The organism is Acinetobacter sp. CFCC 10889 (assembly GCF_003268395.1).
GTDB lineage: Bacteria > Pseudomonadota > Gammaproteobacteria > Pseudomonadales > Moraxellaceae > Acinetobacter.
In genome coordinates, this window is sequence record NZ_LQXQ01000149.1 from 1 (window position 1) to 1,456 (window position 1,456).

The 1,456-nt window shown below is 42.7% G+C and carries 1 protein-coding gene; it reads left to right on the plus strand.

The window, feature by feature from the left end; all coding sequences use genetic code 11:
• The first annotated feature begins 124 nt into the window (after positions 1-124).
• Positions 125-1,366, plus strand: coding sequence for a group II intron reverse transcriptase/maturase (ltrA, locus tag AVJ19_RS21090; protein WP_111861426.1), 1,242 nt, complete (start codon positions 125-127; stop codon positions 1,364-1,366).
• Positions 1,367-1,456 lie beyond the last annotated feature (90 nt).

Consider the following 1,456-nt stretch of genomic DNA (forward strand, 5'->3'; position numbering starts at 1 on the left):
CGTCACCAAGGGGCGGAGCAACTCGTAGTAGTGTTGAAGTTACTGTAATGGTAATGGAGCGAAGGGGTTGCATTACCCAGGTCTACGGATTTGTCAACTGTGCAAGCAGGAGGAGCAAAACTTTATGACCAAACCATTTAACATTCCTAAAGCGTTAATCTGGGAGGCATTTAAAAAAGTCAAAGAGAATGGTGGCGCTCCAGGCGTTGATCATGAATCTATTGAGCAATTCGAAAAGCATTTAAAGAACAACCTATACAAACTATGGAATCGACTTTGTTCTGGCAGTTATTTTCCACCGCCAGTTAAGGCTGTTCCGATTCCAAAGAAGTCAGGTGGCGTGCGTATACTAGGTATTCCAACAGTTGCAGATCGAGTCGCGCAAACAGCAGTTAAGCTCTTATTAGAGCCGAAAATTGATCCATTATTTCATCCAAACTCATATGGATATCGTCCGGGGCGTTCTGCCCATGATGCAATTGCGATAGTGAGGAGACGAAGTTGGGATTATGACTGGGTTGTGGAATTTGATATCAAAGGTCTCTTTGATAACATCGACCATGATTTACTAATGCGTGCACTCAAGAAACACTGTGAAACTCCATGGATTCTTTTATATGTGCAACGTTGGTTAAAAGCACCAATGCAACACATAAATGGCCATCTTTTAGAAAGGAATCGCGGCACACCACAAGGTGGTGTTGTGAGTCCTTTATTGGCGAATTTATTTATGCATTATGCTTTTGATATGTGGATTACGAAACATCTTCAAAGTGTACGGTTCTGCCGTTATGCAGATGATGGCGTAATTCATTGTCGGAGTTTATCTCAAGCCAAACTTGTTTTACAAAAGATCGATGCACGATTTCGTGAATGTGGTCTCGAATTGCATCCAGACAAGACAAAGATTGTTTATTGCCAAGATATTAATCGTCGTAAAGCATATCCCGATGTTCAATTTACTTTTCTCGGGTACACGTTTAGGCCCCGTAAGGCTGTGGACAAGTATAAAAGAGTTTATGTAAATTTCTCTCCTGCAGTCAGTCGTGATGCACTTAAAGCAATGCGACAGACTATTCGGAAATGGCATCTACATCTGATGTGTAATCGCGAATTAAGTGATTTATCTGCAATATTCAATCCAATTCTTCAAGGTTGGCAGCAATACTATGGTCGATTCCATGGTTCAGCAATGTCAGCGATCTGGCAACACATGAATGCTTATCTTATACGCTGGATGAGGCGTAAGTATAAAAACTTGGCCCGTCATAAAAGACGGGCTAGATATGCCTTAGGGCGACTTGCGCGTGATTTTCCAAATGCCTTTGTGCACTGGAAAATGGGATGCTTACCATCGGTTGGATAATGGGAGCCGGATGAGCTGAGAGGTTCATGTCCGGTTCTGCGAGGGGCTAAGGGTGAAATTCCCTTGGTCTACTCACCCGTATATTCAAAC

Coding starts and splice junctions, on each gene's coding strand:
- ltrA (WP_111861426.1), top strand. CDS start 125: ATGACCAAACCATTTAACATTCCTAAAGCGTTAATCTGGGAGGCATTT.